Below are 22,048 nucleotides of genomic sequence, written 5' to 3' on the forward strand. Positions count from 1 at the left end.
TACATTAGCGCTGGCTTCGTCAGTGCGGTCTGATCTTCTTTTTGCGCTTCGCGAGCGCCTTCTTGATTTGCTCGCGCAGCCGCAGGATCTCTGCCCATCGAGCCGCTATCTCCGGGTCGAACGGCGCCAGTGCCGGCTTGCTTTTTTGACGGTTGCGTTTCGCCATATTTGCAGCCTAGCGGCTACAACCGGCGCTCGCGCGAAATTCCATCGTTAAGCTTGATGGGTACGGCCCGGGTTAATTCTGGAACGTGGGACCGTAAGCCAGGCTACTTACTGAACGGAGGCCAATTGCCGAACGACGACTTTCAAAAGCAGATCAGTGAACTTCCTTTCAGGCTAAAACGTCAACTCGCATCCGCTATCGCTCAGGAGGCCGACAGGCTGGCCACAGCAATCAAAGCCGCAGTGCCAGTACGTCGAAGCATCGGAACGGTGATGCGTTTTCGGCATTCTACATTATCGGCTGGCACGAAAAGCAAAACCGTCCGGCCGCATATTCGATGGATTTGTGGACCGACCAATCGTCGCGAGTTGAACAGATCTTGGCCAACTCGTTCGCTACCAAGGCAGAACGCTCGCGGCTGGTTGAGCAGACGACGATCTCCGGCACGCCATTGAACCCGGAGCTTGTGGAGCGATGCGGCTTCAAGCTTCGTCGGAATGACGACTACGTGCCAGAGGTGGATTTAACTGCACATCACAGAGGTCGCACGGCAGGAACAGATTGAGAGCGCGCACTGGGTAGGAGGCAAGATTCTGCTTACTTCTATCGACGCCAAGGGAATTACCCAGCGCGTTGTGCACCAGTATTCAAATGACCACGCTGGCGCGGCTATCCGGCCTGAACCGGTAGAAGATTGGGCGGCGTGGCGGCGGGAGATGAGGCGGCAGGAAGTGGTGGAGGTGAGGAGGACAGGCTAATATAGTACCGTTTCGGACCTATCCGGGTGTTGAGGACCCATTGGAATCAACCCCGCTTCGGGATAGATAACCCCTAGTTGTGCCGTACGCTCGTACGGTGCTGGGGGCATAATGATTGAAATTGATTTGAATGCGCGTGTTCTCGGGGAAGAACACAACGTCTTCGTTGCGCGGCCGGGGAAGGGCTACCGTTTATATCGCGAGTTTAGGGAGAATAGCAGTTTAATCCTTGAGCTCCCTGGGCTTAAGCTGGAGCCAGGCGTCCCTCTGGATGACCAAGAATTGCGCCGACGCGTCAATCGGTCGCGAGCGTTTCGGGCTTGGTATAACCGGGGCCAACCGTCAGACGATCGTCCTTCGCGCGATCTCAGCAACTATTCGCCGGAGGCCGGCGGTAACAGTGCCGCACAGCTCGAAGGGCTGGTTCGCACGTACTACGAAAAAATCCGCCGCGGCGATCTCGTCATAGTGCCACCCAAGGCGTATATGGAAGAGGCCCTGATCGGAGAGGTGCGTCATGCCGGCACCCGGTATGATACCGAAAAGGTTCCGAGGTTGTTTGGCAACGAGGACTTACCCGCCCGGTCAGTCCGTTGGCTTGCTCGGATTCCAAAAACCGATCTGCCGTTCGCCATCTTGGACGCGCTGCAGAAGCCGAACGCAGCGTTCATCGTCGAGCGCTCGCTACGTGGTCAGTTCTACAAGCTGGCCTATGGCAACTACTCGATTGACGACCTCTATTCTGGCAGGTTCGAAGTTACCAGTGCCGACTTCGATACATTTGACGATGCCTTGCTTCAGGCTTTCTTCAACTTTACCGCGGCTAATACCCGTGCCGTGGCCCAAGACCGAGATGCTGACGTTAAGGGTTTTGTGGATGCCGCCTTCATTGATTCCGGCGAGTACACCGCTCAGCTCCAGACCAATATCAATTCGCCCGGGTTCATTTCTCTTATCGGGCGAAAGATCACTCCACTGGTCGCGTCGGCGTTGCTCGTCATTGCGGTCGAGATCGGACCGGCTGCGGTCCAAGAGATTGAGAGAGGCAACATCGTTCTGCGAAATTCTAAAGCTTCGGCCGCCGACACCTGTACAGCCGAAGTTGAACGACAGGCGTTCAGGCAAATTCAGTTGCTCGGTTTGGACGAGTGGCCTGCAGCCTGTGACAAAGCAAGAGAGGTAGCTCGCCGAACCGGTTTAAAGAGCCCCGCTACTGTAAAACGAGACTAGTAACAATGTTCAACGCACTCAGACAATTCGCGAAAGAGAATTGGAAAGCCGCACTGACCGGAGCTGTTGGTCTGCTCATCGGCGGGCTGGGGAGCGACTACGCCAGTCATCGTGCCGCTAATCGCGAAGCCATAAACAAGCAGATCGAGGCCAGCGAAAAAGCTGAGCACGATATGAGTTCAATTCTGCAAAAATTTGCTGATAAAGCGCTCGGCAAAAACACGACTACTCCGGACGACCTTAAAAATTTAAAAGCTTCCGTGCAGGACTCATTTGCAGCGGCTGAGCGTCTTCGCGAACGCTTTCCTGATGTCACCAAGGAGGTAGAAGCTTTCGCCGACGCGCTTGTACAACTGCAGAAGTCGGCGGAAGGGCTATCTGGACCTGCGAACGGAAAGGACTTCGTGCAGTCCGTTTCTAAATATTACGCGACAAGAATGGATCTCTCCAAGAGAATCGCGGAAGCGCAGACACGTTGGCGGCCCATTTAGTGATGGGTGTTTACGGCTCGACACCGCGTGAGCGCATGCTACGCCAGTAGTCGCGGATTTCTGCTTCAAACCATCCCTCGGCCTCGTACCGGGGATCAATACGTGATTGAAATCGAAGGTAGTGGCTGTAGTGCTTGCTTTCGAGCCATGTTTTGAAAGCGCCAAAGCTAGGGTAATGGCCGGGCCGGGGACGATAATTCGTTTCGTGCATCCACTCCAACGCAAGATGCCGGATCTTTTGCTCGGCGTCGGCTTTCTTGTGCATACCAATCACCGCGGGATTTCAGTCAGATTGCGCCACACAGGGCGGCCAGTTGCTCTGGTAAAGCGCGCAGCAATCTCATCAAAATTATCATCGGTGTCAGTCAAGATGAGGACGCCTTCTACACCGTCCTCAATCATGCTGGTCACTGCCGTAGGCACGTGGCCGAACGGACCAATGGTGACCTCGTGCCCGCGCTCCATTAGTGTCGCGGTGTACCACCCAGCAACATCCGCGGCAGATAGGATCGCGATCTTCATTTCGTGATGCCTATAGCGGATGAACCACGCGTCGAAAGCTCCGCGCGGCGGGTTGCAGACGTTCATCGATCATACTTTTTGCCGCCCGTGCTGATTCCATAGAGAGTTGCAGAATAGGGAAGCCGAGCGAGAATGGTCGCATTCTTCGCTATAGCGCCTGCCGTGACACCTCGGCAGAGGAGTGTGACGCCTCCACTATTCCGCTCGCAGAATGCATCCGGGCTATCGATAAAGGCGAGCCCCTTTTGGCCGGTCCAAGGTTTGCGAAGTAAAATGACGGTTCGGCCTTCGGGAAGCGCTCCGATCGGCTGGACGACAAATATTGATATAAACTGCGCTCCGATGATCATCGCAACGATTACAAACAGGGCAGCTAGCCAACCTTTCATCTGCCGCGCGTCTCCCCCAATTCAAACTGTGACTCAATCGCAACCAAGGCGAGAGCGCAAGCCGTAGGTGCACGGGCGTGCACCAATCTTTAGTTGTGGATACCGCACACCGATCTCTTTACCGCCCGACTCAGGAGCTGGACTTAAATCCGGCAAACGCCCAATAAAAACCTGAGCCAATCAACAGTAGGACCGCAGGCACGCCAATGCCGACGTAGATCAAGGCCCATTCGATCGGCCTCCCGGGCATCTGAAGCTTTAACGGATAACTGCACCAAGGTCCTGTGCTCGACGTGCAATCGCTTCCTTCATGCTCCTTAGCGAATGCAACCACCTGGGCCTCGGTGGCATAAGCCGGCGCGGTGATTTCGTATTTCTCTTTGGACCGACCTTCGACCTCATAGGTCTTACTCGGTTCAAACAGACGCGCATCTATAATCACGATGGCTGCACAAGCTGCTAGCCAGAGGCTGCTGAGTATCAACCAGATCCGAAAAAGACCGCGTCGCCAGTTCATCCGTACCCTCATTGGCGCGACTAGTACGCCGCTGACCCTCGTTCAAATCTATGGTTTGCAGGGCCATGCCTGACTGAGAGCGGTCATCGCCAAGATTCGAAATGGTTCATTGAGAAGCTGCGGGTTGTTTCGCATGAAAGTAACGACAACTCTGGCTGCCTGCTCTTTAGTGTAGCCTTTAGGAGGGCAGGTTTTGAACCCTTCGGGCAGCGCACTAGCGAGGAAAGTGAGTGTTGCGATCGTGCCCCCGCACTCACCGTCCCAAACGTCGAATTGACCGCTCTTGAATATGTAGTGTTCACAATGTTGCAGCATGTAGTTGCCGCTACCAAAATCGACTCCGGTCGCGAATACGGAGGAAACAGGAGCGAGAGCGAGCGTGGTGGTTAAGAGTGCGGCGCGGCAGCGCTGCTCAGCACTGCGCAGAGCGCCATCATTTCCAAATTGACCCATATTCGTCCCCCAGACCCAAGTGCCACCATAGATCGAGCGAGCGGGAGCGGGCAACTCTACTTTCGCGCGAGGCCATGACTCCCATGCAGCGGATGGGGCAGATCTCATCTCTTGCGGCGCGAAATCATCTTTCCGATGTAGTTGCCAGTGATTGCGCCCAAAGCGGCGAAAATCACCGCGACGGCCCAAGACGGCGCACCAATAGCACTAGCGCGAACGGCTATTCCGACGCCACCGACGAGGAAGCCAGTAATAGCGCCAATTACAGCCCCGATGAGCCATCCACTCACAAGATCAACCCTTCGGCTTCGCCTTCAGCGCCTGTCGCATCAGCGTCCGAATAGCCTCCGGGCGGGTAGGAGCTTTTTCTTGCCGCGCTATCCAGTCATCAACCGCCGTGAGATCATCAGGCTGTAGGCGAACGCCTATTCGCCGGATCGTGTTGACGCGCTGGTGTGGGCGCTAACCGAGCTGAGCGGGCTGCAGAACATCACGATCATAACGGAGCTGCGGATTTGATAGCTGACAGAGCAGGGCTTCATTCGAGCTAGGATCGTGTCCCGACTTTCTCAATATTTGCGAGCTGAGAGATGCTGAGGGTGCGGTAACTCCAGCGGGGAAGCCAACGCCCGGTCTCGCCATTCACGGTGAAGGAGTTTGCGAGTTCCGCAAGTTGCTCTCGGTTATCAACGCCGATAACAGGCGCCAATTTGGCAAAATATGCCTTCGATTCCGATCGAGCGAAGATTTCAAATGGCGGGCGGAAGCGGAATGTAGTGTACAGAAGCGTCTCCGGATACCAATGATCATTGGGGACGTCAAACGAGACAGATCTTAGGAAAAGCACGAAGTCGGCCGCCATCAGCAGCGAGAATGGCACACCGCTGACATGGCTGCGCTGCTCCATCAGATCGGCGCGGAGGGAGGCTCTTCGCAGCTCTTGTTGTTTAGGGCGAAGCGACTCCATCGGTTGCCAAATTACTGTGTAAGGAAGCATTTGGGTCGATGGATAATCGTCGAGGCGAGCAAAAAAGCGCAATTCAATCAGCTCAGAGAGCACATCGAACCGTTCAAACTTTAGGAGCGTGGCGACAGAGTATAAAAATAGCTCGTGGACAATGAACTTGAAATTATCGAAGTCCCAACCGCTCCAACTGCTGACTGTTTCGGGTCGGAACATGAAGGGAATCGCGCGTTCGAAGAAACGTTGGAGTGACTGAGCCAGTTCAGGCGTGCGATTGGATGTGGCGGCCGTTATGACCTCAACGAATTCATTTCGATAGGGTAGGAATCTCTCGATGTTGTCGAGAACCGCCTGCGGAAAATCCGAGGATTTGGGATCGGCGCGAAAATCTTCGAAAATGACCACGAAAGACTCGAGGTAGCTTTCGAGCGAGGCGCTTTGGGTCAACGCAGATCGAGCATCAATTGCAATGGCGCCACTTTCGATTGCTCGCTTTGCTTTCCCTCTCGTCGGACTGAGGGGGCGATCTTCCTTTAAGAACTCAGGCATACTGCCTAGAGCTGGCTTTGTGTAGAGAGGCTTATCGTAGAGCCATCGGAGCAATTGTTCGAAATTGGTGGCGTAAAGTGCTTCCGTCATCGGAATATAGATGCGGGAGGTGAAGAACCGCGGCAAGTACGGCTCTCCATTCCCGTCGACCTCTGGTATTACGGCGACAAACTTCGTTTGATCGGTATTGTTATAGAGTTCAGCCGACATGATCTGCGATTCAGCGCCGACGCCGCCAGCCCTCTTATCGGCCTTCTCCGCGTACTTTTGGTCGGAGACAACGATCACCTTGGTAACCTTTGGATCGGTCACCATCGACTCCATATACGCGTGCGCGTCTTGGCCCTCGCGGAGATCCCACTTGTCGAGTCGGACGTCGACGCCGTTGCGCACCAGCTCCGTCGCCAATTCAATCACCCACTGTTCGTGTGCTGGGGAGGTCCAGCAATAAGAGATGAATGCAACGGGGGCGGCCACTCTCAATCTCCAAATCGCGAATCAACGACCGATCGTTGCACACCTTGCGCGCACGCTGGACGGCACTTCAGAGCTATCCGACCTATTCACAGGCCGTGTCGCGCCCTGTGTCGCGCCGAGTAGCCGGGAGTTGTGGGGAATCGTTGGAAGTATTGGGGAATTTTGCGCAACAGGCGCAACACAATTTGGCGACGTTACGACCAGCTAACTTATTGGAAACATTGGCGATCCCGGCAGGACTCGAACCTGCAACCCGCGGAGTAGAAATCCGCTACTCGGCCAAGACGCCCCCACCTCAGTCTAACCGCCGATTGACCACTGAAATCCGACAAACCGCGCAACAGGACGTCAAACAGCGCAAACTCGATTGCTACTTGCATTCGGGACGCAGAGAATCTTTCATGCAACAAGCCGGGGGATTTCTTGTTCGACCAATCGCAATAATCGGATGTTGCGTGTCCCGGATTTGAACCTACCTGGCGAAATCGCCTATCGCTGATGGGTTGCTCTCGAACGGTGCCGTCGCTGCTAAACCTGCGCCCGTCTCCGGGCCCTCTTCATTTGGAAACAACCGCCAACCTATTGATATTGCTGAGGCGCAATTCTGTGCTTTTTCCAAACGCGCGTTGAAATCGTTGAATAAGCGCCCGATAAAGAGGGGCGTCGCGCGACACCTCGGCAGTTCGTTGTGTAGTGAGGCCTGACTGGCTGTCGGCGAATGGCAAGCCACGGGCGCGGCGGCTTGTCCAATGATGGGCTGGACCGAAAATTCAAGTTCTCGATTAGCTGGCGAGGTGCGCACGACGTGTGCACCGGCAGATCAAGAAAAATCCTGCGTCGGCCAATCTGGGCAGGCCCGAAAGTGGGGCCGCATCCGCGGCGCGTTGCCGTTCGGGCCGGCCTCTGTCGTAAGGTATCGGTTCCGGCCGGGTCCTATAGCATCGGCTCGAACTGGCAGTGCACGAGCATCTCGGAGACCGACGCATTGTTCGGCATCATGAGCGCAGTTTCCACCAGGCGGGCGATGTCGCCCGGCTGGCTCATCTCGTGGCGGGGAATCTCGTCGTCGTTCAGCGTCATGTCGGTGGCGACGTAGCCGGGGCAGATCACCGTCGCCCGGATACCCGCCGCGCGCCCCTCGCGGCGAATGCCGTGGGTAAGCGCGACCACGGCGAACTTGGTCATGGCGTAGCCGACATTGCTGCCCACGCGCTTGCCCGCAAGCGATCCCAGGTTGATGACCCGCCCATGGCCGCAGACGGCCAGATGAGGCAGGGTCGCCCTGACGAGGCGCAGAGGACCCTTGACGTTCACGCGCCACATTTCGTCCAGCTCGTTCTCGCCTTCGTCGGAGACGCGGACCTTCGGATTGATGCCGGCCGCATTGACGATGGCGTCGACGCCGCCCCACCGCGCGACCGTTGCATTGACCCAGGAGATCGGGCTCTTGGCGTCTTCGGCGTCATAGCGGTGCGTCATGAGCCTCTCGCTCTCGGCGAGACGGCTCGGGTCCCGAAGCCCCGCCGACACGCGGAAGCCCGACGTCAGCAGCCGGTCGACGACCGCGCGCCCGATGCCGCGCGAAGCCCCGGAGACCATGACGATCCGATTGCCGACTTCCAACATCCTAGTCCGTCTCCTATGGGTGAGAAGAGCACCGCAAAATGTAAGGCGATACGCGCGAGGACGAGTAAGAGAAATTCACTCTGCCTGCATCGGGTGTGCTTATGGCTCGCGCGCCCGACGACTTCCGGCCGGGGATATTGGATGTCCTTATGAGGGCAGAACAAATCCGCTATATGCGTGCATCAATCCCTGCACGTAACTTTCCGCCGCTCTGGCTGACGGCAAGCGAGCCTTGCGGATGGGATTTTCGGACTACCGAACGGCGTTGGTGACGGGCGCGTCCTCCGGTATCGGGGCTGCGACGGTTCGTCGCCTTCGCGCCGAGGGGCTCGAGGTTCATGCATTGGCGCGCGATATTCGCTGGTTGACCAGCCTGTCAGCTAAGACCGGATGTCGCGCCTGTGCGGTCGATGTGAACGATCTCGACGCCTTGAAGCGCCTTGCAAGCTCGGCCGAATTCGATGTTCTCGTCAACAATGCCGGCCAGTCGCGGCGCGGCACCATCCTGGATACCGCGCCTGACGATGTCGACACGCTGGTGGACGTCAATCTACGGGCGATCCTGCATCTGACGCGGCTGATCGCACCCAGTATGGCGCGGCGCCGCCGTGGCCACGTGGTCAATGTCTCGTCGATCGCTGGCCACTATGCCTTCGGCGAGAACGCCACGACGTTCAACTCATCCGTGGCCTATCACGCGACGAAGGCCGGCGTTCATTCGCTGTCGCAGCAATTGCGAATCGATCTCTGCGGCACCTGCGTTCGCGTCACCGAAGTTTCGCCCGGGCGCGTGGCGACGAGCATCTTCCAGAACCAGAACGCCGCCGACAATCCGGATGCCCGCTTCGTCGGCGGCTTCGAGACGCTCCAGTCCGAGGACATCGCGGATGCCATTGCGTTCGCGGTCGGATCGCCGGCGCGGATGAACGTCGCGACGATCGAGATTTTACCAACATTCCAGGTCGTCGGCGAACTGCGATTTGCGAGCCGATCCGACGCCGCACGTTTGAAAGACATGAGAAGTGGAGCTGACAATGCCTGAACTCGCAAACCGCCTCAAGACCGTGAAGGTGTCGGCCTCGGCGGCGATGACGGACAAGGCGCGCGAGTTGCGGGATGCGGGCGTCAAGATCGTGGGCCTGTCGTCCGGCGAGCCCGATTTTCCGACGCCGCCGCATGCGATCGAGGCCGCACATCGCGCCGCCCTCGCAGGCGATACCAAGTATCCTGCGCAGCCGGGGACTCTTGCGCTGCGGACTGCGGTCCAGCGCAAGTTCAAGCGCGATAACAATCTCGACTACGCCCTCGACGAGATCCTGATCGCCAATGGCGGCAAGCAGATCATCTTCAACGCGCTGTTTGCGACCTGCAATCCCGGCGACGAGGTCGTCATTCCGGCGCCGGGCTGGATCACCTATCCGGACATCGTTCTTCTGGCGGAGGCGACGCCCATCGCGGTGCCTTGCCCGGAGAACAACCAGTTCAAGCTTCGTCCGGCGGACCTGGATGCGGCGATCACGTCCCGGACGAAGTGGCTGATCCTGAATTTTCCCAACAATCCGACGGGCGCTGCCTGTACGCGCGAGGAGATGCGCGCGATCGCCGATGTCATGCTGAAGCACCCCAACGTCTGGATACTCACCGACGACATCTATGAACATCTCACCTATGACGGTTTCGAGTTCTGCACCATCGCGGAGGTCGAGCCGAAGCTGAAGGATCGCGTCGTGACCGTGAACGGCGCGTCCAAGGCCTACGCCATGACCGGGTGGCGGGTCGGCTATTGCGGCGGTCCCAAGGACCTGATTGCGGCGATGAACAATGTCCACGGTCAGGCGACCGGCGGAATCTGCACGGTGAGCCAGGCAGCGGCCGTCGCGGTGCTGGACGGACCGCAGGACTACCTGCAGGAGCGCGCCGACATCTATCGCGACCGGCGCGATCTGGTGGTCAAGCTCCTCAATCAGATTCCGGGCATCACCTGCCACAAGCCGCAGGGCGCCTTCTACGTGTTTCCGAACATCGCCGGCTGCATCGGCAAGACCACGAAGGGCGGTCGGCGGCTGGAAACCGATGCCGACTTCATCTCGGCTCTGCTGGAAGAGCAGCATGTCGCGGCCGTGCCGGGCGGCGCCTACGGCATGAGCCCGTACTTCCGCATTTCCTACGCGACCGATACCGAGTCGCTGAAGGAAGGCTGCCGGCGTATCGCGAGCTTCTGCGAAAGCCTGCGCTGACCGAACGTCGATATGTCAGGAGGCTTGGCCCTCGGCGGAGAACGAAAGATGCAACCAGCGGCATTCGTCGACCAAGATCGGAGCAGGATGCCGCACCAATTGTCATAATCCTTCCTGATGCCCCTAAACGAAGATGTTCTTGGTCCTGTAGGATGTCGACGCATAAGCTTTGTGCAAAGAGGGGTATTGCCTTGGTATCGCGCAGTCGAGGACGGCCAGCGATGACCACCAGCGACGATGCGGTGGCAGTCTTGGGTATTCAAGCTCCACCGGCATCCCGGCGGGCATTGAGGTGGCGCCTGGCTCTGCCGGTCGGGCTTCTCGCCGTCCCGATGCTGGCATTCCTGACGTACTTCTTCTTCTATCCGGCGCTGGGGCTGCTGCTCTCGAGCATCCAGACCCAGGACAGCCGCGGCATCATCGGCCGTCCATTCACGCTTGCGCACTACGCCCGTCTGGTCAACGTCGAGCTCTATGCGCGTGTGCTCTGGACGACCCTGCGGATCAGCATCATCACCTCGCTGCTTGCGACGGTACTCGCCTATCCGGTCGCGCTGGTGATGGTCAAGAGCCGTCCGATGGTCACGCGCATCATTACTCTGATCGTCATTGCGCCCCTGATCGTCAGCGTCGTCGTTCGTGGATACGGCTGGCAATTGGTGCTTCAGAACGGTCCGAAGGGAATGCTGAACTGGATCCTGATGTCGCTGCACATCGTCGATGCGCCGATATCTGTCCTCTACACCGAGGCTGCCGTCGTCATCGGATCGCTGCACGTGTTCTTCCCGATGATGGTTCTGCCGCTGGCCTCGGCGCTCGGCAAGATCGATCCCAACCTCGAAGATGCCGCCCGGATGCTGGGCGCGCCATGGTGGAAGGTGTTCCTCCGCGTGACGCTGCCGCTGAGCATGCCGGGCTTCGTCGCGGGCTTTACCCTGGTCTTTTCGCTCACCGCCGGCTCCTTCGTCATTCCGGCGATCCTGGGCGGCGCCTCGGCGGTCATGCTGGGCAACCTGATCGAGCAGCAGATCTTCGTCGTCTACGACTGGCCGTTCGGGGCTGCTATCGCCGTCGTTCTCGTTGGCCTCGTCCTTGCGGTGAACGGCGTCTCGATGTGGCTTCTGGAAGGCCGGCGTCTCAGGAGGCCCGAGTGATGGACGAGCGGTTCTCCGGCCTCGGCGCCTTTATTCTCTACACCATCACCGCCGGCATGATGCTGTTCATCCTGGCGCCGCTTCTCCTCGTCATTGCGGCGTCGGTCTCCGATTCCTATTTCGTGACGTTCCCGCCGCAGGGCTTCACGCTGAAATGGTACGCCAAAGTTCTGCAGGACCGCGACTTCCTCGAGGCGATGCGGCTGAGCATTCTGCTCGCGCTCGGCACGACCGCGGGCTCACTCTTGCTCGGCGTGCCGGCGTCCTTTGCGCTGGTGCGCGGCAATTCCTTCGGTCTGGCTGCGATCAAGGGGTTCCTGCTGTCACCGCTGATTTTCCCGGCGCTGGTCACGGGCCTGGCGCTGCTTCAGGTCCTGACGAAGCTCGGTTCGCAGGATGCGCGGCTCAACCTCCTGATCGGCCATGTGGTCGTGACGTCGCCCTATGTCATCCGCACCGTCGTCACCAGCCTCCAGCTCGTGGATGAGAACCTTGAGGATGCCGCGCGCACCCTCGGCGCGAACCGGCTGACCACCTTCTGGCGCGTTACGCTGCCGCAGATCGCCTCGGGCGTCGCCGCCGGCGGACTGTTCGCCTTCATGGTGTCCTTCGACAATTACCCCGTCACGATGTGGCTGGCGAACTCCGAATACTCGCCCGTGCCGCTCGTCCTGATGCGGCAACTGGTCAACGTCTTCGACCCTTCCGTGCCGGCGATGTCGACGATCATCATCCTGATGGCGATGGTCGGCGTGCTGCTACTGGAGAAACTGGTCGGCCTTCGCCGCGCGCTGGCTGCCTGATGTGCATTGGTTAGATGGAGATTGGACCCATGAAGCTGACACGTAGGACTCTCATTAAGGCCGGTGCATCCGCGGTTGCCTTCCCGACGATCATCAGCCGGTCGTGGGCGCAGGACGCCAAGCAACTGCATGTCGGCGTCTACAACTCCGCGCTGGGCAAGCTGATCCAGAAGGAGGTCATTCCCAAGTTCGAGGCCGAGTTCAAATGCCGCGTCTTCACGATCGAAGGCGCAACACTGTCGAACATCGCCGCTCTCCGCGCGACCCGCGATACGCCGCGCTTCAGCATGATGATGATGGACGACGTCGGCATCCCCCAGGCCAAGCAGGAGGAGCTGATCGACAAGCTCGATGCGGCCAAGATTCCGAACCTTGCGAAGGTCTATCCGCGCTATCTCTTCGAGGACGGCTATGGCGTCGGCTTCTCGATCTCCAGCGCGGCCATGTTCATCAATCCGCAGGTGACGAAGCCGCTCGAGAGCTATGAGCAGATCTTCGACGCCAAGTATCGCAAGCAGATCCTGCTCAACACGCCCAAGAACACCCAGAGCGTGCTGATGCTCATCGTGGCGACGGCGCTCGTGACCGGCAAGCCGCTGAAGGAGGCGCAATACCTGGTCGACAGCGGCTGGGACAAGCTCGCGACCCTCAAGCCCAACGTCTTGACGATCTACGACAGCGAGGCGCAGGTGCTTCAGGTGGCCCAGGGCCAGGCGACGATCGGCGGCATCGAATATTCGAAGGCGATCTATCCGCACACGGCCAAGGGGATGCCGATCGACATGACCTTCCCCAAGGAAGGTGCGTTCACCGGCATCAACAGCATGACGCTGGTCAAGAATGCGCCCGAGCCGGAGCTCGCCTGTGCCCTGATCAACCGCATTCTGGAGCCTTCGGTCGCCAAGATGCTGTCCGAGCAGACGCTCAGCGCGCCGTCGGTTGGCGGCATCGACTTCAAGCCCGAGACGGCCAAGTTCCTGGCCTATCCCGACACCAAGGCAACCGATCTCGGACTGTTCACGCCGGACTGGAAGTTCATCGTTCCGCGCCGCGGTCCGTGGCTGGAGCGCTATAATCAGGTGTTCACGAGCTAGGACAGGCTGCCATGAGGTCTTCCGAAGTCAGGCTTGACCGCCTCAGCAAGGAATATAACCGCACCGTTGCGGTCGACGACGTCTCGCTCACGATCGAGCCCGGCCATATGGTCGCGCTGCTCGGTCCGAGCGGATGCGGCAAGACGACCTGCCTGCGCATGATCGCGGGGCTGATCCGTCCGACATCCGGCGACGTCTTCGTGAACGACAAGAGGATGACCGACGTTCCCGTACATCGCCGCAATGTCGGAATGCTGTTCCAGAACTACGCGCTGTTTCCTCATCTGACCGTCGAGGAGAACATCGCCTTTGGCCTCGAGATGCGCGGCATATCCAAGGCCGATGCCACAAGGAAAGTGGCCGAGGCGCTCAGCCTCGTCCAGCTCTCCAATTTCGGGAAGCGCTATCCGGCGCAGCTCTCCGGTGGCCAGCAGCAGCGTGTCGCATTGGGGCGAGCCCTGGTGATCGAGCCCGCCATGCTGCTCCTCGACGAGCCGCTCGGGGCGCTCGACAAGGGGCTTCGCGAGAGCATGCAGGTCGAATTGCGCGCGCTTCAGCGCAGACTCGGTTTGACCACCGTCATGGTGACCCACGACCAGGACGAAGCCCTGACCATGGCCGACAAGATCGTGGTCATGCGCGATGGCAAGCTCGAGCAGGTCGGCTCCGCGACGGAAATCTACCAGCGTCCGGCCTCGAAATTCGTCGCGCAGTTTATCGGTGCGTCAAATCTGTTTCAGGGGCCCATCGAGCAGCGAAACGGCAGCGGAGCCGTCATTCGTGTCTCGCCCGAACTCAGCCTTCAGGTCGATCAGATCCCGTCGTCGGCCAGCGACGTGATGGTTTCGATCAGGCCCGAAGCGATCATCGTCGAGCGAGCCGGCCAGAGCCCGGCGGCGCAACGCGCCAACAGCGTGACGGCGCGTGTCGATCAGGCCATCTATCGCGGCTTCGTCAGTCACTACTATCTCAAGACGCCGAGTGGCGGCCAGATCATCGTGTTCGAGCAGAACCAGTCGCAGCAAGCCGGACTCCGATACGCGGTGGGCGAGGAGGTCGTGGCGCGGTGGGAGTCACCCAGCAATCACGTCATCGCGCGTCACTGAAATCGGAGGCGAGCGCGAGGTCCTGCGGCAATCGACATCCCTTATACCCGCAGACGAACATCGTCTTGGATCGGCCTGCGACGCTTGGCTAGATCTAAAGCATGATCCGGAAAAGTGCCAAGCGGTTTTCCGAAAGATCATGCATAAACAACAACCTAGAGCGCGATGACGTTTCATCTAAATCTCATCGCGCTTTAGGAGTGGCAGCGCCACGGGCGTTCGACCAGCGAGGCCCTTTTGTCGATTAATCAGCCAAACGCTCCCTTTGTCGGCACGATCGAGAAAAGCCCGAAGATCAGCCTGATCGGCACGCTTGCGATGCTGGTCGAGGCGCCGGGTGACTTCGACCTGCTGCAGCAGGGACGAATCTGGGCCCTTGCAGATGCCGTCTCGACCTGGCCCAATGTCCAGGAGGCCGTCATTGGCGTCACCAATGTGATGCTCGTCTTCGAGCAGCCGCCGGCGGATATCGGTATGCTCGGCGCTGCGATCGTCGAGCTGTGGCATCGTTTGCCGGGCCGCAAGGCCGACGGCAAGCTCATCGAGATTCCCGTGGTCTATGGCGGCGAACTCGGCTTCGATTTGCCAGCGGTTGCAAAGCGCGCCGGACTATCCGAGCGCGATGTCATCAGGATTCACAGCGAAGGCGAATACACCGTCTGTGCGGTCGCGAGCTCGCCGGGGTTCGGCTATCTCCACGGCCTCGATCCGCGCATTCACATGCCGCGTAAATCGGTACCGTCGCTCAACATGCGGGCGGGCTCGGTGACCATCGGTGGGATGCAGACAGGCGTCGCGGTGCTGACAAGCCCGAACGGATGGAACGCGATCGGCTGGGCCTCTGTCGCCATGTTCGATCCGAGCTCCGAACAGCCCTCGCTCATGCTTCCGGGCGACCGTGTCAAATTCAGGATCGATCGGATCGAGCTGTGATCGAGATCCTGACCAGCCCCGCCTTCAACACCATCCAGGACCTGGGCCGTCATGGTGCGCGCCGTTTCGGCGTGAGCACGTCGGGTGCCATGGATCCCGTCGCACTCGCCGCCGGCAATGCGCTGCTCGGCAATGACGACAATGCGGCCGGCATCGAGATCCAGACCTTTCCGTTCCGCCTGCGCTTTTCGGCCGACACCGCATTCGCGCTCACCGGCGCCGATCACGACGCGACGCTGGCCGGATCGGCCGTTCGGCCGTGGTGGTGCACGCGTGCGAAGGCGGGCGATGTTCTCGCGATCACCGCGCCGCGGCGTGGCGCGCGAGTCTACATGACGTTCGGCGGCGGCATCGACGTTCCGCGCGTGCTGGGCTCGCGCAGCACGCATCTGCGCGGCGGCTTCGGCGGGCTCGAGGGCCGCACCTTGCAGGCGGGCGACGTCGTGCCGATCGGGAATTCGCCGAGCAGCAGCGACGGGCGCTTCGATTTCGGCGTGGCGCCGCCGGATGTCGCGATCGCGGGCATAGCTTCAGCGGATGACCGCGTGCTGCGGATACGCGTGATGCGGGCCGGCGAGTACGACCTGTTCTCCGAGGCGATGCAGGCGAGTTTCTGGACGACGCGATGGAAGATCAGCGCCCGGAGCGATCGGGGCGGCTATCGTCTCATCGGCGGCAAGCTGACATTGGACGCGCCGGTCGAGATGCGCTCGCACGGTGTGGTGGCCGGCGTCGTGCAGGTGCCGCCGGCCGGCGAGCCGATCATCCAGATGAGCGATGCCAATACGGCGGGTGGCTATCCGAAGATGGCGGCCGTGATCCAGGCCGATCTCTGGCGCCTCGGCCAGGCGCCGCCGGGATCGTTCATCGCCTTCAGTGAGGTTAGCTACCAGGACGCGGTCGCAGCCATGGCTCCCGTCAACGACTATCTCGCGAAGTTGCGTGCGACAGCGGATCTCTATCGAGCGCTTTAGAGCATGATCCGGAAAAGTGTGAAGCGGTTTTCCGAAAAGATCATGCTCAAATAAAAGTGGACGTCAACAATAACAAGAGCAGGGTACGAACATGAAAATCGGCATCAATTCGGACATGGGCGAAGGTTTCGGCAATTATCGCATCTGCGACGACGAGGCGCTGATGGGCATCGTCTCGTCCGCCAACGTGGCGTGCGGTTTCCACGCCGGTGATCCCATCATCATGGATCGCATGGTTCGGCTGGCGAAGCAGAAAGGCGTCGAGGTCGGCGCCCATCCGGGGCTGCCGGACCTTCTCGGATTTGGCCGCCGCGTGATCCAGATGGACGCCGCCGAGCTCGAGAAGCACATGGTCTATCAGATCGGCGCCTTGCAGGCGATCGCGGCCAATGCGGGCCATCGCGTGACCCACGTCAGCTTCCACGCCGCGATGGGCAACATGGTCAATGCCGACCCCGACATGGCCGATGTCGTCGCCCGCGCGATTGCAACCATCAATCGCGATTTCATCGTGTTCTCGCAGCCGGACGCCGAGATCGTGCGCGCCGCGCGCAAGGTGGGCCTGCGCATCCTCACGCTGTTCCTGGCTGACCGCGCCTATGACGAGCACGGCCACCTGGTGTCCCGCAAGCTTCCCAACTCCGTCATCACCTCGACCGAGGCGGTGGCCGAGCGAGTCAAGCGCTTCCTCGACAGCGGCACTGTGCAGACGATCGAGGGCAAGTCGATCAAGGTCGAGGCGCGCTCGATCCTGATCCACAGCGATACGCCCGGATCAGTCGACCTCGCCGGCACGGTGCGCCGCGTGATCGAGCAGGGCGGCGGCGAAGTCACGCCCGCGACCGTGCTGCTCAACTGAGCGGGTGGATGCGCACAACCGATGTGCCGTAGCCGACCGTTGCGCCGGTCTCCGCGATCACGGCACCGACGGTGCCGGCGGCCGGCGCCGTGATGGGCGCGTACAGGAGCCCGATCTTGACGAGGCCGACGATCGCGCCGGCCTCGATGCGCTGGCCCGGTGCGACGAACGGCTTGTCCCGCCAGGGATGAGCCGCAAGGAAATGCCCCGCGACGTCGGCTTTGGCGATGACGGAATGGTCCTCGGCGGGAGCGGCAAGCGTCGGTGACGCAGCCGTTCGCGGGCTCGTGTCGACGACGAGTTTTAAGGACTGGCCGGGCTCCTCGATCTCGATCGTGTCGACGCCGGACGTTTCGAGGATCTGCGCCAGACGCGCGATGTCGGTCAGCTCTATCGGCATGTCCTGGTCTCCTCGACAAGGCGCACGTTGGTCCTGAGCCGATCGAGATAGGCCGACATCTCGGCTTCGGCTGCCAGCGCATCTGAATAAGCGGTCTGTTCGAATCGCAGCTTGCTGCCGAGCCGCGCCTGCCCGACGCGCAACAGATCGGCGCCGATCACGGTTGCGATCTTCGGGTAGCCGCCGGAGGTCTGCGCGTCGCGCATCTGGATGATCGGCTGTCCGTTCGGCGGAATCTGGATGACGCCGGGGACGATGCCGTGCGAGCGCTTCTCGATCGGCGCCTTCGACGTCACGGCGGGCCCCTGCAGGCGGTAGCCGTAACGGTTGCTCTGCGGCGTGATCTTCCAGCTGCTGGACCAGAACAGCGCCTGCGTGGCGGCGTCGAACCCATCATATTCGCCGGCGATCACGACCCTGACGATGGTCTCGTCTCCGGCGGTGTTCGGCCGCGCCAGCGTGATCTCGGCCGGCTCGACCCCGAGCTCGCCGTTGGTCGAAGTCGACGCGGCGCAGGGTAGGATGTCGCCCACCTGGAGCGATCGTCCGTGCCAGCCGCCGAACTCGCCGCGAAACTGCGTGCTGCGCGAGCCCAGCATCATGGGCACGTCAATGCCACCGCCAACGGTCAGATAGAGTCGTGCACCGCGGGGCATTCCCTTGACCGTCAAGATATCGCCGGCACGGGCATGCGAGCGCCACCATGGCGGAATCACGCCTCCCGCGATCTCGGCCTCGACACCGGCGCCCGTGAGCGCAAAGGCCATGTCCCCGTCGAAACGAAGCTTGAACGGCAGTATCGGGATTTCGATGCCGGCGGCGTTCTCGTCATTGCCGAGAAGGATGTTGCCGGCGCGCAGGGCGACATCGTCCATTGCACCCGATGTGCCAACCCCGAAGCGATATTGGTCGAAGCGGCCGAGATCCTGGACGCTGGCAGGCCCCGTGACTGACAGGATCTCGATCACCGGATCACCCGTTCGATCTCGAACCGGATCGTATCGCCCGGAGCGAGCGCGGCAGGCGTCGGCCAGGATGGATCGAAGAAGGTCCAGCTCGTATGCCCGATCGCGTGCCAGCCGCTCGGCCCGGGTGATGCGGAGACGCCGGTCTGCGATCCGCCAATCGAGACCGAGCCGCCCGCGGAGCGTTGCAGCGGCGTCTGCCGGCGCGGCATGGTGATGCGCGGGTCCATGCCGCCGAGATAGCAATAGCCGGGATGACTGCCGAGCGCGAACACGGTGTAAAGCGGGGCGGCATGGATCGAGACCACGTCGTCGACGGACAGGCCGCAATGATCGGCGACGGATTGGAGCTTCGATCCGATCTCGCCGCCATAGGTGACAGACAGCCTGATCTCGCGGCCGCCGATTGCGAGGCTGTCCGCCGCGTCCCAACCGTCGTTGAGAGCGGCGATCAGGGTGTCGAGCTCGCGAGGAAAGGTCTCGAAAGTCAGCATCAAATTGGTGATGCCGGGAACGGCCTCGCGGATTCCCGGCCATTTCGATGCAGTGGCCGCCAGCGCCCAGATGCGCCGCTGGTGCGACAGGTCGAATGCGCCGGGCGCCTCGAACAGAAGGGCCGATGTCCCGAGCAGGCTGATCCGCGGCCGGTCCGGCGTCGTCATGGCGCGGCTACCTTCGCATTCATCCAGTGCTCGAGATGGTGGATGTCGCAGCCGCCGCGGCAGAATGCGGGATCGGCGAGGATCGCCTGATGCAACGGCACATTGGTTCGGATGCCTTCGGCGCGCAGCTCAGACAGGGCGACGCGCGCACGCGCCAGAGCTTCCTCGCGGGTGCCGCCGTGGGCGATCAGCTTGCCGATCAGCGAGTCATAGTGTCGGGGAACGGTGGTGCCGGCGGTGATATGCGAATCGACACGGATGCCGATGCCGCCGGGAACGTCCCAGCGCGTCACCGTGCCGGGCGAGGGCGCGAAAGTGGCGGGATCTTCCGCATTGATGCGGAATTCGACGGCATGGCCGACACGTGCGATGTCGCCTTGCGCGATGCCCAAGGGCTCGCCTTGCGCGATGCGGATCTGCGCCTTGACGATGTCGATCCCCGTCGTCATCTCGGTGACGGGATGCTCCACCTGGACGCGCGTGTTCATCTCGATGAAGAAGAATTGCCCGTCCTCGTACAGGAATTCGAAGGTGCCGGCACTGCGATAGCCGATCCGCCGGCAGGCTTCGACGCAGCTCGCGCCTACCTGCTCGATCAGTGCGCGGTCGATGCCGGGCGCGGGGGCTTCCTCGACCACTTTCTGGTTCCTGCGCTGGAGCGAGCAGTCGCGGTCGCCGAGCCACAGATAGTTGTCGTGCTGATCGCACAACACCTGGATCTCGATATGGCGCGGCTTTTCGAGGAATTTCTCGATATAGACCGCAGCGTTCTTGAAGGCCTTGCTGGCTTCCGCTCGGGTCAACGCCAGCGCCTCGTCCAGCGCGCCTTCGCTACGCACGATCCGCATGCCGCGTCCGCCGCCGCCGCCGGCGGCCTTGATGATGACGGGGTATCCGATGTCCTGCGCGATCGCGCGCACCTCGGCCGGATCATCCGGCAGGGCGCTGTCCGGCCCGGGCACGCAGGGCACGCCTGCCAGCCGCATTGCGCGCTTGGCCGCGACCTTGTCCCCCATGGTGCGGATACAGTCCGCAGGCGGGCCGATGAAAGTGAGACCGGCGCGCGCGACGCGTTCGGCGAAGTCCGCGCTTTCCGAGAGAAATCCGTAACCCGGGTGGATCGCCTGGGCGCCGCTGACCTCGGCTGCGAGCAGGATCGCCGCAATGTTGAGATAGGTGCTGCTCGCCGGCGCCGGCCCGATGCAGAGTGCCTCATCGGCGAGCGCGACGTAGCGCGCGTCGCGGTCCGCTTCCGAATGAATGACGACCGTCTTGAGCCCCATCGCCCGACAGGCGCGCTGGATACGAAGCGCGATCTCACCGCGGTTGGCGATCAGGACCTTGTCGAACATCAGGATGAACCCGCAGGACCGATCCGGAACAGGGCCTGCCCCGCCGCGATCTCCTCACCGTTCTCTGCGAGGACCGCAAGCACCACGCCGGGTGCCTCGGCCGCGATGTCGATGAAGGTCTTCATCGCCTCGATGATGCAGATCTTCTGCCCGGCCTCGATCCGCGCGCCGACCTCGACCAGCGGCGGCTCGTCCGGCGCCGCAGCCCGGTAGAAGATGCCATGCATCGGCGCGGGCACGACGATGTCGGTAACAGCCTCGGCAGCAGGGCTGTTCTGATGATCGAGAGCAGGGGCCTCGACCTCGATGTGGTTTGCAGGCTGAGCCGGGCCCGCAGGTGCTCCTGCAGACGCGCGCTTGAGGATGCGGATGCGGGTGCCGTCCTGCGTCAGGTCCAGCTCCGCGATCGAGGAGCGGGCAACGAGATCCACGAGCTGTTCGATCTTGGAGAGGTCCACAGTCACGCTCTGCGTTGACGGCCCGCCGCATTCGGTGCGTTCATGCTTCACTCCGCAGGCGGCCTGCTCTTTGCAAAATTGAGGCCGCCGACGACCTGCTGGGTCGGCAGGACTTCCATGAAGGCGACATTCATGCGCGCCGGCGATCCAACCGCGAACGCGATCGAATTGGCGATGTCCTCGGGCTGAAGTGAATCATAGTCGTCGAAGAAGCGGCGCTTGGCTTTGGCGAGGTCACCGAGCAGCCGGCCGAAAACCTCGGTCTCGACCCGCGCCGGCGATATCTCGGTGACGCGAACCCTGGTCCCGTAGAGGTCGACACGCAGTTGCTGCGAGAGCGAGTGAATGCCTGCCTTCGTGGCGTGATACACGGTGTTGCCGCCGCCGAACGCGTAGTGGCCGGCGATCGAGGAGATGTTGACGACGTGGCCGCGGTCGCGTTGCGCCATGCCGGGCACGACCAGCCTCGTCAGATGCAGGACCGCCCGCAAATTGACGTCGATCAGGGCGTCGACATCCTCGGGCGTGGTGTTCAGGATGTTGCCGCGCCGAGACTGGCCGGCGTTGTTGACCAGAACATCGAACTCGGCCGATTTCGCCAAGGCCGCAAGCGCGTCGAGGTCGCTGATGTCGACGGCGCAGGGACGGCAACCGGTCTCTGCCGACAGGGCGCTCAGGCGAGTGGCGTCGCGGGCCGCGGCGTAGACTTCGAGCCCTTCCGCACTCAGGCGGCGAACCGTCGCAGCCCCTATTCCGGAGGATGCGCCCGTCACCAGGGCCGTACGATAGTCCGAAAATCCCATCCGCGAGGGCTCCTCTGCTATCGTCCAAGCCGCGGGTGGCGTCGGCTGCAACGCGCGCGGCGGACGAGTTCAGCACTAGCTATAGGCCCCTCAGGTTCCCGGTGGT

General features: G+C 61.2%; 25 protein-coding genes. 11 read left to right on the plus strand and 14 right to left on the minus strand.

The annotated features are described in order from the left end of the window. Window positions 1-19: 19 nt before the first annotated feature. Window positions 20-166 (minus strand): hypothetical protein, encoded by a 147-nt coding sequence (locus tag ACNJX8_RS11635; RefSeq protein ID WP_439360716.1) that lies wholly within the window; start codon window positions 164-166, stop codon window positions 20-22. 869 nt (window positions 167-1,035) lie between these two features. Between ACNJX8_RS11635 and ACNJX8_RS11640 the strand changes: the two genes are divergently transcribed. Both ACNJX8_RS11640 and ACNJX8_RS11645 read left to right on the plus strand, forming a co-directional pair. After that, window positions 1,036-2,154 (plus strand): hypothetical protein, encoded by a 1,119-nt coding sequence (locus ACNJX8_RS11640; protein WP_439360717.1) that lies wholly within the window; start codon window positions 1,036-1,038, stop codon window positions 2,152-2,154. A 5-nt stretch (window positions 2,155-2,159) separates the two neighbouring features. After that, the gene (locus ACNJX8_RS11645) at window positions 2,160-2,645 is read left to right on the plus strand and encodes a hypothetical protein (RefSeq protein ID WP_439360718.1); all 486 of its coding nucleotides are present in this window, start codon (window positions 2,160-2,162) and stop codon (window positions 2,643-2,645) included. A gap of 10 nt (window positions 2,646-2,655) precedes the next feature. Here the strand turns inward: ACNJX8_RS11645 and ACNJX8_RS11650 are convergent, their stop codons facing one another. The 7 genes from ACNJX8_RS11650 to ACNJX8_RS11680 form a co-directional block, all read right to left on the minus strand. Continuing rightward, on the minus strand, window positions 2,656-2,910 hold the full coding sequence (locus ACNJX8_RS11650; RefSeq protein ID WP_439360719.1) for a hypothetical protein: 255 nt from the start codon (window positions 2,908-2,910) through the stop codon (window positions 2,656-2,658). 5 nt (window positions 2,911-2,915) lie between these two features. Then, window positions 2,916-3,233, minus strand: coding sequence for a hypothetical protein (locus ACNJX8_RS11655; RefSeq protein ID WP_439360720.1), 318 nt, complete (start codon window positions 3,231-3,233; stop codon window positions 2,916-2,918). Further along, entirely contained in the window at window positions 3,230-3,556 is a 327-nt protein-coding gene (locus ACNJX8_RS11660; RefSeq protein ID WP_439360721.1) for a hypothetical protein, read from the minus strand. The genes ACNJX8_RS11655 and ACNJX8_RS11660 overlap by 4 nt, the downstream gene beginning before the upstream one ends. Before the next feature lie 130 nt (window positions 3,557-3,686). After that, window positions 3,687-4,073, minus strand: a complete 387-nt coding sequence (locus ACNJX8_RS11665) for a hypothetical protein (protein ID WP_439360722.1) — start codon at window positions 4,071-4,073, stop codon at window positions 3,687-3,689. A gap of 48 nt (window positions 4,074-4,121) precedes the next feature. Then, on the minus strand, window positions 4,122-4,526 hold the full coding sequence (locus ACNJX8_RS11670; protein ID WP_439360723.1) for a Rap1a/Tai family immunity protein: 405 nt from the start codon (window positions 4,524-4,526) through the stop codon (window positions 4,122-4,124). A 547-nt stretch (window positions 4,527-5,073) separates the two neighbouring features. Further along, window positions 5,074-6,516: a toll/interleukin-1 receptor domain-containing protein gene (locus ACNJX8_RS11675; protein ID WP_439360724.1), complete on the minus strand. Its 1,443-nt coding sequence runs from the start codon at window positions 6,514-6,516 to the stop codon at window positions 5,074-5,076. Between the two features lie 933 nt (window positions 6,517-7,449). Beyond that, window positions 7,450-8,142, minus strand: a complete 693-nt coding sequence (locus ACNJX8_RS11680) for an SDR family NAD(P)-dependent oxidoreductase (RefSeq protein ID WP_128939460.1) — start codon at window positions 8,140-8,142, stop codon at window positions 7,450-7,452. 238 nt (window positions 8,143-8,380) lie between these two features. On the opposite strand from ACNJX8_RS11680, the gene ACNJX8_RS11685 reads away from it, so the two are divergent. The 9 genes from ACNJX8_RS11685 (at window position 8,381) to ACNJX8_RS11725 (ending at window position 17,302) form a co-directional block, all read left to right on the plus strand. Then, window positions 8,381-9,184, plus strand: coding sequence for an SDR family oxidoreductase (locus ACNJX8_RS11685; RefSeq protein ID WP_439360725.1), 804 nt, complete (start codon window positions 8,381-8,383; stop codon window positions 9,182-9,184). Next, a complete protein-coding gene (locus ACNJX8_RS11690) occupies window positions 9,177-10,379 on the plus strand; it encodes a pyridoxal phosphate-dependent aminotransferase (RefSeq protein WP_439360726.1) in 1,203 nt (400 codons plus the stop codon). Before ACNJX8_RS11685 ends, ACNJX8_RS11690 begins: the two co-directional genes overlap by 8 nt. A 221-nt stretch (window positions 10,380-10,600) precedes the next feature. Then, window positions 10,601-11,533 (plus strand): ABC transporter permease, encoded by a 933-nt coding sequence (locus tag ACNJX8_RS11695; RefSeq protein WP_439360727.1) that lies wholly within the window; start codon window positions 10,601-10,603, stop codon window positions 11,531-11,533. Continuing rightward, complete coding sequence (locus ACNJX8_RS11700; protein ID WP_439360728.1) at window positions 11,533-12,336, plus strand: ABC transporter permease; 804 nt, start codon at window positions 11,533-11,535, stop codon at window positions 12,334-12,336. Before ACNJX8_RS11695 ends, ACNJX8_RS11700 begins: the two co-directional genes overlap by 1 nt. Window positions 12,337-12,365: 29 nt before the next feature. Further along, window positions 12,366-13,430 (plus strand): extracellular solute-binding protein, encoded by a 1,065-nt coding sequence (locus ACNJX8_RS11705; RefSeq protein ID WP_439360729.1) that lies wholly within the window; start codon window positions 12,366-12,368, stop codon window positions 13,428-13,430. Between the two features lie 11 nt (window positions 13,431-13,441). Continuing rightward, window positions 13,442-14,536: an ABC transporter ATP-binding protein gene (locus ACNJX8_RS11710; protein ID WP_439360730.1), complete on the plus strand. Its 1,095-nt coding sequence runs from the start codon at window positions 13,442-13,444 to the stop codon at window positions 14,534-14,536. 237 nt (window positions 14,537-14,773) lie between these two features. After that, window positions 14,774-15,469: a 5-oxoprolinase subunit PxpB gene (pxpB, locus tag ACNJX8_RS11715; RefSeq protein WP_128932266.1), complete on the plus strand. Its 696-nt coding sequence runs from the start codon at window positions 14,774-14,776 to the stop codon at window positions 15,467-15,469. After that, window positions 15,466-16,443: a biotin-dependent carboxyltransferase family protein gene (locus ACNJX8_RS11720; protein WP_439360731.1), complete on the plus strand. Its 978-nt coding sequence runs from the start codon at window positions 15,466-15,468 to the stop codon at window positions 16,441-16,443. The genes pxpB (ACNJX8_RS11715) and ACNJX8_RS11720 overlap by 4 nt, the downstream gene beginning before the upstream one ends. A 91-nt stretch (window positions 16,444-16,534) precedes the next feature. Next, window positions 16,535-17,302, plus strand: coding sequence for a LamB/YcsF family protein (locus ACNJX8_RS11725; protein WP_439360732.1), 768 nt, complete (start codon window positions 16,535-16,537; stop codon window positions 17,300-17,302). Here ACNJX8_RS11725 and ACNJX8_RS11730 read toward each other — a convergent pair. The 6 genes from ACNJX8_RS11730 to ACNJX8_RS11755 are packed head-to-tail and all read right to left on the minus strand — an operon-like array spanning window position 17,295 to window position 21,942. Next, window positions 17,295-17,702: an acetyl-CoA carboxylase biotin carboxyl carrier protein gene (locus ACNJX8_RS11730; protein ID WP_439360733.1), complete on the minus strand. Its 408-nt coding sequence runs from the start codon at window positions 17,700-17,702 to the stop codon at window positions 17,295-17,297. The genes ACNJX8_RS11725 and ACNJX8_RS11730 overlap by 8 nt on opposite strands. Beyond that, window positions 17,693-18,670 carry a biotin-dependent carboxyltransferase family protein gene (locus ACNJX8_RS11735; RefSeq protein WP_439360734.1) on the minus strand — a complete coding sequence of 326 codons (978 nt, stop codon included), beginning with the start codon at window positions 18,668-18,670 and terminating at the stop codon, window positions 17,693-17,695. Before ACNJX8_RS11735 ends, ACNJX8_RS11730 begins: the two co-directional genes overlap by 10 nt. Then, window positions 18,667-19,329 (minus strand): 5-oxoprolinase subunit PxpB, encoded by a 663-nt coding sequence (pxpB, locus tag ACNJX8_RS11740; protein ID WP_439360735.1) that lies wholly within the window; start codon window positions 19,327-19,329, stop codon window positions 18,667-18,669. Before pxpB (ACNJX8_RS11740) ends, ACNJX8_RS11735 begins: the two co-directional genes overlap by 4 nt. After that, on the minus strand, window positions 19,326-20,681 hold the full coding sequence (gene accC, locus ACNJX8_RS11745) for an acetyl-CoA carboxylase biotin carboxylase subunit (protein ID WP_439360736.1): 1,356 nt from the start codon (window positions 20,679-20,681) through the stop codon (window positions 19,326-19,328). Before accC ends, pxpB (ACNJX8_RS11740) begins: the two co-directional genes overlap by 4 nt. Further along, window positions 20,681-21,190, minus strand: a complete 510-nt coding sequence (locus ACNJX8_RS11750) for an acetyl-CoA carboxylase biotin carboxyl carrier protein (RefSeq protein ID WP_439360737.1) — start codon at window positions 21,188-21,190, stop codon at window positions 20,681-20,683. The genes accC and ACNJX8_RS11750 overlap by 1 nt, the downstream gene beginning before the upstream one ends. Beyond that, window positions 21,187-21,942 (minus strand): SDR family oxidoreductase, encoded by a 756-nt coding sequence (locus ACNJX8_RS11755; protein ID WP_439360738.1) that lies wholly within the window; start codon window positions 21,940-21,942, stop codon window positions 21,187-21,189. The genes ACNJX8_RS11750 and ACNJX8_RS11755 overlap by 4 nt, the downstream gene beginning before the upstream one ends. Window positions 21,943-22,048: the final 106 nt, after the last annotated feature.

This window comes from Bradyrhizobium sp. SPXBL-04, assembly GCF_051853035.1.
In the GTDB taxonomy this organism is placed as follows: domain Bacteria; phylum Pseudomonadota; class Alphaproteobacteria; order Rhizobiales; family Xanthobacteraceae; genus Bradyrhizobium; species Bradyrhizobium zhanjiangense.

Excerpts from the sequence above, each read along its gene's own strand:
- ACNJX8_RS11755 (WP_439360738.1), bottom strand. The coding sequence starts at position 21,942 with ATGGGATTTTCGGACTATCGTACGGCCCTGGTGACGGGCGCATCCTCC.
- ACNJX8_RS11640 (WP_439360717.1), top strand. The coding sequence starts at position 1,036 with ATGATTGAAATTGATTTGAATGCGCGTGTTCTCGGGGAAGAACACAAC.
- ACNJX8_RS11655 (WP_439360720.1), bottom strand. The coding sequence starts at position 3,233 with ATGAACGTCTGCAACCCGCCGCGCGGAGCTTTCGACGCGTGGTTCATC.
- ACNJX8_RS11660 (WP_439360721.1), bottom strand. The coding sequence starts at position 3,556 with ATGAAAGGTTGGCTAGCTGCCCTGTTTGTAATCGTTGCGATGATCATC.
- ACNJX8_RS11635 (WP_439360716.1), bottom strand. The coding sequence starts at position 166 with ATGGCGAAACGCAACCGTCAAAAAAGCAAGCCGGCACTGGCGCCGTTC.
- ACNJX8_RS11695 (WP_439360727.1), top strand. The coding sequence starts at position 10,601 with ATGACCACCAGCGACGATGCGGTGGCAGTCTTGGGTATTCAAGCTCCA.
- pxpB (WP_439360735.1), bottom strand. The coding sequence starts at position 19,329 with ATGACGACGCCGGACCGGCCGCGGATCAGCCTGCTCGGGACATCGGCC.
- ACNJX8_RS11705 (WP_439360729.1), top strand. The coding sequence starts at position 12,366 with ATGAAGCTGACACGTAGGACTCTCATTAAGGCCGGTGCATCCGCGGTT.
- ACNJX8_RS11690 (WP_439360726.1), top strand. The coding sequence starts at position 9,177 with ATGCCTGAACTCGCAAACCGCCTCAAGACCGTGAAGGTGTCGGCCTCG.
- ACNJX8_RS11685 (WP_439360725.1), top strand. The coding sequence starts at position 8,381 with ATGGGATTTTCGGACTACCGAACGGCGTTGGTGACGGGCGCGTCCTCC.
- ACNJX8_RS11700 (WP_439360728.1), top strand. The coding sequence starts at position 11,533 with ATGGACGAGCGGTTCTCCGGCCTCGGCGCCTTTATTCTCTACACCATC.
- ACNJX8_RS11665 (WP_439360722.1), bottom strand. The coding sequence starts at position 4,073 with ATGAACTGGCGACGCGGTCTTTTTCGGATCTGGTTGATACTCAGCAGC.
- ACNJX8_RS11730 (WP_439360733.1), bottom strand. The coding sequence starts at position 17,702 with ATGCCGATAGAGCTGACCGACATCGCGCGTCTGGCGCAGATCCTCGAA.
- ACNJX8_RS11650 (WP_439360719.1), bottom strand. The coding sequence starts at position 2,910 with ATGCACAAGAAAGCCGACGCCGAGCAAAAGATCCGGCATCTTGCGTTG.
- ACNJX8_RS11710 (WP_439360730.1), top strand. The coding sequence starts at position 13,442 with ATGAGGTCTTCCGAAGTCAGGCTTGACCGCCTCAGCAAGGAATATAAC.
- ACNJX8_RS11680 (WP_128939460.1), bottom strand. The coding sequence starts at position 8,142 with ATGTTGGAAGTCGGCAATCGGATCGTCATGGTCTCCGGGGCTTCGCGC.
- ACNJX8_RS11725 (WP_439360732.1), top strand. The coding sequence starts at position 16,535 with ATGAAAATCGGCATCAATTCGGACATGGGCGAAGGTTTCGGCAATTAT.
- accC (WP_439360736.1), bottom strand. The coding sequence starts at position 20,681 with ATGTTCGACAAGGTCCTGATCGCCAACCGCGGTGAGATCGCGCTTCGT.
- ACNJX8_RS11670 (WP_439360723.1), bottom strand. The coding sequence starts at position 4,526 with ATGGGTCAATTTGGAAATGATGGCGCTCTGCGCAGTGCTGAGCAGCGC.
- ACNJX8_RS11645 (WP_439360718.1), top strand. The coding sequence starts at position 2,160 with ATGTTCAACGCACTCAGACAATTCGCGAAAGAGAATTGGAAAGCCGCA.